The organism is Kutzneria sp. 744 (assembly GCF_000568255.1).
GTDB lineage: Bacteria > Actinomycetota > Actinomycetes > Mycobacteriales > Pseudonocardiaceae > Kutzneria.
Genome location: NZ_KK037166.1, coordinates 10,161,285 through 10,164,619 on the forward strand (window position 1 = coordinate 10,161,285; position 3,335 = coordinate 10,164,619).

Below are 3,335 nucleotides of genomic sequence, written 5' to 3' on the forward strand. Positions count from 1 at the left end.
GTCGCCACCCGTCCCCGGGACCGGCGTCGTTCGGCGAGTGCGTCCAGGTAGGCGTTCGCGGCCGCGTAGGCGCCCTGGCCGCCGCCTCCCCACACGCCGGCGTTGGACGAGATCAGCACGAACGCGTCCAGCGGCCGGTCGCCGAGCAGCTCGTCCAGGTTCGCCGCGCCGATCGCCTTGCCCGCCAGCGCGTCCGCGAACACGGCGGCGTCCGTCTCGGCGATCGGCGAGTGTGCGCCGATCCCGGCCGCATGGACGACCGCGGTCAGGTCCGGGAGATCGGCCAGCACGACCGCGAGGGCGTCCCGGTCGGCGACGTCACAGGCGGCGATCGTGACCCGCACGCCGAGTTCTTCCCGGAGCCGCGTGACTTCCTCGCTCGTGCCGCCACGCCGGCTCATGAGCACCAGGTGCTCGGCGCCTCGACCGGCGAGGCGCCGCGCGATGTTGGCGCCGACACCGCCGGTGCCACCGGTGACCAGGACCGTGCCCCGCGGCGTCCAGTCCTTGGCGTCCGTGGACAACGGCGCGCGGGCCAGCCGCCGGCCGTACGTTCCGTTGGGGCGAAGGGAGATCTGGTCCTCGCCGGAGCCGGCCGTCACCGCGCCCGCGAACCGGCGCACGGCCGCTTCGTCCACGTCGAAAAAAAAGGTCGATCAGGCCGCAACCGCTGCTTGGGGTACTCCAGCGCGGCGACCAGGCCGAGGCCCCACACGGCGGCCTGCTCGGGATCCTTGGCCGCACCGCATCGTCACCACCCACAGGGGCCCGTTCGTCGGCTCGGAGAGCAGGTCGGTGAGCGCCGTGAGGCTGTGCGGGAACGCGTCGAAGGCGACGAACGCCAGCACCCCGCTCACGTCGCCGGACGGCCGGCTCATCACGATGTCGGCGCCCTGCGCCCGCAGTCCGTCGAGGAGCGCGGTGACGTTCGCGGGGACGCCCGGCGGGACCACGGCCAGCCACGTGCCGGTCAACCGGCCGGCGCTCTCCGACAGGCGACGCCAGGTCACCCGGTACCGCCAGGAGTCCACAGTGGACGCTGCGTGCGCGATCGGCTGCTTGGCCAGCCAGTAGTGGTGGTGTTGGAAGGGGTAGGTGGGGAGGGGGGTGTGGTGGGTGTGGGGGAGGAGGGTGGTCCAGTTGATGTGGTCCAGTCGTTGGTGACGGGTTTGCCGGTGACGGTGGAGATGGCGGCGATGGTGGGTTGTTGGTAGGTGAGGGTTTCTGCGACCTTCCTGAAGTCGTTGAGCATGGGTTCCATGAGTGTGGAGTGGAAGGCGTGGCTGACGTTCAACTTCTTGGTGCGGTGGCCCTTGTCGGCGAGCTGTGCCGCGAGTGTCGTGACGGCTGTTTCCTCTCCCGACAGGACGATGGCGTTGGGTCCGTTGATGGCGGCGATGTCGACGCCGGGTGTGGTGGGGATGTCGTTTTCGGTGGCGTTGATGGCGATCATGGTGCCGCCGGTGGGGAGTGCTTGCATGAGGGTTGCGCGGGCGGCGATGAGGGTGCAGGCGTCGCGCAGGTTCAGAACGTTGGCGATGTGGGCTGCGGTGATCTCTCCGATGGAGTGGCCCGCCAGATAGTCCGGTCGGATGTTCCAGGATTCGAGGAGTCGGTAGAGGGCGACTTCGAGGGCGAAGATGGCGGGTTGGGCGTGTTGGGTTTGGGCCAGAAGACTGTTGTCGTTGCCGAAGATGATGTCGCGGAGGCCGGGGAAGTGCGCACAGACGGCGTCGAAGGCTTCGGTGTAGACGGGGAAGTTCTGATAGAGGTCGTGGCCCATGCCGATGTGTTGGCTGCCTTGCCCGGTGAACAGGAAGGCGAGTTTGCCTTCGGTGACGGAGCCTGTGATCGGGGTCTTGAGGGCGGCGAGGAGTTCCTCACGAGTGCTGCCGATCGCGACCGCTCGGTGTTGCCATTGTGTGCGCCTTGTCAGGGCGGTGGCGATGTCGGTGGGGTGGAGTTCGGGGTTGTCGGTGACGTGGTCGGCGAGGCGGCGGGCCTGGTCGGCCAGGGCCTGCGGCGTCTTCGCCGAAAGAATCCACGGCACAACAGGGAGAGCCGTGTGCTCCAAGGGGGCCAGGTCGGGTGCCTGCTCGATGATGACGTGGGCGTTGGTGCCACTCACGCCGAACGACGAGACGCCGGCCCGGCGGGGGTGTCCGTTCTCGGGCCATTCCCGGGCCTCGGTGAGCAGTTCGATCGAACCGGCCGACCAGTCGACGTGGTGCGACGGCTGGTCGATGTGCAGCGACGTGGGCATGATGCCGTGCCGGATGGCCATGACCGTCTTGATGATGCCGGCGACACCGGCCGCGGCCTGGGCGTGCCCGATGTTGGACTTCAAGGAGCCCAACCACACCGGCCCCGGCCGGTTTTGGCCGTATGTGGCCAAAATCGCCTGGGCCTCGATCGGATCGCCCAGCGTGGTGCCGGTGCCGTGGCCCTCGATCAGGTCGACATCGTGGGCGGACAGGCGGGCATCCGTCAGCGCCGCCCGGATGACGGCCTGCTGGGCCGGGCCGCTCGGTGCGGTGAGGCCGTTGGACGCGCCGTCCTGGTTGATCGCCGTTCCGCGCACCAAGGCGAGCACGTGGTGGCCGTTGCGCTGGGCGTCGGAAAGTCGTTCCACCAGAAGGAGTGCGGCGCCTTCGGACCAGCCGGTGCCCGAGGCCGCGTCGGAGTAGGCGCGGCAGCGGCCGTCGGTGGCCAGGCCGCGCTGGCGGGAGAACTCGATGAACGCGGCGGGGGTGGCCATGATGGCGACGCCGCCGGCCAGGGCCATGTCGCACTGGCCGGAACGCAGTGCGTTGACGGCCAGGTGCAGCGCGACCAGCGACGACGAGCACGCCGTGTCGACGGTGATGGCCGGACCGGCCAGGCCGAGGGTGTACGAGATGCGGCCGGAGGCGACGCTGCCGGCCGTGCCGATGCCGACGTAGCCCTCCATGCCCTCCGGGGCCGTGCCGGGTTCGCCCGCGTAGTCATGGTGCATCAGGCCGGCATAGACGCCGATGTTCGCGCCGGCCAGCGCGCTCGGGTCGATGCCGGCGTGCTCGAACGTCTCCCACGAGGTCTCCAGCAGCACACGCTGCTGCGGGTCCATCGCCAACGCCTCGCGGGGCGAGATGCCGAAGAACTCGGCGTCGAAACCGGCCGCGTCGTCCAGGAATCCGCCCTCGCGAACATAGGACTTGCCGGACGCCGCCGGATCCGGGTCGTAGAGGGAGGCCAGATCCCAGCCGCGGTCATCGGGGAAGTCGGTGACGGCGTCGACGCCGTCGGCCACGAGCCGCCACAGGTCGTCCGGCGAAGCGACTCCACCCGGCAGCCGG

Annotated in this window: 3 protein-coding genes; all 3 read right to left on the reverse strand. The window is 69.9% G+C overall.

What is annotated here, in order from left to right:
- Positions 1-638: SDR family NAD(P)-dependent oxidoreductase (locus KUTG_RS54845; RefSeq protein WP_157495717.1), on the reverse strand; the 638-nt coding region annotated here is incomplete at its 3' end.
- 18 nt (positions 639-656) lie between these two features.
- The gene (locus KUTG_RS54850) at positions 657-1,031 is read right to left on the reverse strand and encodes a hypothetical protein (protein WP_052396225.1); all 375 of its coding nucleotides are present in this window, start codon (positions 1,029-1,031) and stop codon (positions 657-659) included.
- A partial coding sequence (locus tag KUTG_RS46270; protein WP_157495718.1) for a type I polyketide synthase occupies positions 1,007-3,335 on the reverse strand: 2,329 nt, incomplete at its 5' end. The genes KUTG_RS46270 and KUTG_RS54850, both read right to left, overlap by 25 nt.